Source organism: Moorena sp. SIO3I6, assembly GCF_010672095.1.
This window is the reverse complement of sequence record NZ_JAAHHU010000892.1, coordinates 1-2,010: the sequence shown is the minus strand read 5'-3', so window position 1 is coordinate 2,010 and position 2,010 is coordinate 1. Positions and strand designations below refer to the sequence as shown.

General features: G+C 39.6%; 2 protein-coding genes and 1 pseudogene. 1 reads left to right on the top strand and 2 read right to left on the bottom strand.

All coding sequences use genetic code 11. From position 1 onward, the window contains the following. Positions 1 to 248: 248 nt before the first annotated feature. Positions 249 to 374 carry a hypothetical protein gene (locus F6K49_RS44085; RefSeq protein ID WP_293030705.1) on the bottom strand — a complete coding sequence of 42 codons (126 nt, stop codon included), beginning with the start codon at positions 372 to 374 and terminating at the stop codon, positions 249 to 251. Between the two features lie 115 nt (positions 375 to 489). Here F6K49_RS44085 and F6K49_RS44080 point away from each other — a divergent pair, with 115 nt between their 5' ends. Further along, positions 490 to 1,806 (top strand): NF041680 family putative transposase, encoded by a 1,317-nt coding sequence (locus F6K49_RS44080; protein WP_293030703.1) that lies wholly within the window; start codon positions 490 to 492, stop codon positions 1,804 to 1,806. 1 nt (position 1,807) lies between these two features. Here the strand turns inward: F6K49_RS44080 and F6K49_RS44075 are convergent. After that, positions 1,808 to 2,010, bottom strand: a pseudogene (locus tag F6K49_RS44075) (hypothetical protein); the annotation flags it as partial.

Sequence of the window (2,010 nt, the reverse complement as noted above, 5' to 3'; positions counted from 1 at the left end):
ATCTCCCCTATCAATCCCAGGAAGTACCATGGCAAGAAAGCAAGGTGGTATGAGTGGGTCAATAGGGTAAAAAATTTTCTGATCAACTACCCCGACTTGCTAAACTTTTCCCGAAACGCATCCGTAACTGGAGTTTAGACTAATTTTGGTCTCTCAAGACTGTGTAAGCTTTCCCCAGAAGTGCAATTGCTTCGGGCACCGCCTATGGCGATCAGGGGGGAGCATGTCACTTATGTAGCACATTTGTACTAATTTTCCACCTCTCTCATGGGTTTTAGCTTGCTGTTATGGTCATAGTTCATCTGTTGTGCAACATAGACTTGCTTCCGATCAGCCTGACCATTCCCGTAGCGTGGCCTAAAAGCCAAGGTCAATCAAGCTGGGCTGACTCACGAGTGTGGTCGTCCTATCGTTTACAAATATTCATGATATTAGAAGAAGAAAAAGGGAGAAAATTGAAAAACTAAAACATTAAAGATACTCCCTCAAATGGATACTAGCATAAGTAGACTACAAAAATTCAGAACTGATACTTATAATGTTCTGGGATTAGCTAAAGATGCAACTTTCGATTTAATCGACGCGGTCTTAACTACCAGAACGGCTTATTCTTTAGCTGATTTTTCTCTGTCTTCTTTATTTAGAAGAAAATGGTGTTCTGCTTATGAAGCCTTACAAGATTGTCGTCCTAATCGTCAAAAATTAATGAAGAGGTATATCGAAGAAATACCAAAATATAAGGATGAATCATTATATGTAACTATGGCGATTGACCATACATCGAGTCCAAGAGTAGATTCTCCTACTTTGAAAGACCGAGGGTATCATCACTCACCATCTGCAGGGAAAAAAGTCAAGATTGGACACAGTTATAGTACCTTAGCATGGATACCAGAAGAAAAAGGGAGTTGGGCCCTGCCGTTAAGACATGAAAGAATTACAAGTTTTGAAACTCCTATTAGTAAGGCGGCTTGGCAATTAAAACAAGTAAAAAAAAGGTTAAAGCTATCAGTTTTAGTTTTACTCGATAGTGAATATGGAAATGCTTCTTGGGTCAATCAAACAGTCGATATTGAAGCAGATTGCTTAATAAGAATTCGCTCCAATTGTTGCTTATGGGGAGAACCGGGAGAATATAGTGGTCGAGGGCGACCCAGAAAACATGGAGATAAATTTAAGTTGAATGAAGAATCCACCTGGTGGGAACCTAGTGAAACTGTTAAGATAGAAGACCCAAAACTAGGAGAGATAAAAGTCCGAAAATGGTTACAACTACATTTTCGTAACTCTCCATCTGTAGACATGAGCCTGATTCTAGTTGAGCGACTTTCCCCAAATAAAAAAGGCTCATTACAAAAACCCTTGTGGTTAGTTTTCATTGGCCAACAAATGCCTCAACTAGAAAGGCTATGGAAAAACTATTTGAGGCGTTTTGCCGTTGACCATTGGTATCGATTTATTAAACAAAGATTACATTGGACATTACCAGCTTTAAGTACACCACACCAATGTGAAAGGTGGAGTGATTTGATGCCATTGATGACTTGGCAACTGTGGTTAGCCAAAGATATAGTACAAGAACACCATCTTCCCTGGCAAAAATCCCAGTTGAATCTAACGCCTGGACGAGTTGCACAGTCGATGTTAGGACTTTTGGTGGAGATTGGAACTCCAGCACAATCTCCCAAACCCCGTGGAAAATCTACCGGATGGAAAACTGGGCAAAAAAGAAACAAACGAATTCGCTATCCTGTGGTCAAAAAAGGAAAAACGGTTGCTAAAAAAGGTAAAAATAAGAAGACATAACTCAAATTTTGAATAAATTTGCTAACATCTCAGCCTCAAAAGAAGACTGGGTTATTTGATCATAGTCTAAACTCCAGTTAATAAATGCCTCATCGAAAGCATCACCATCATACTCATCTTCATGCATCACAATTCCATAATCGAGAAGAAAGTCTTTGGCGCTTTCTTCCCGAGAGTAGAAGCCATACAAGAAATCAAGTCCTT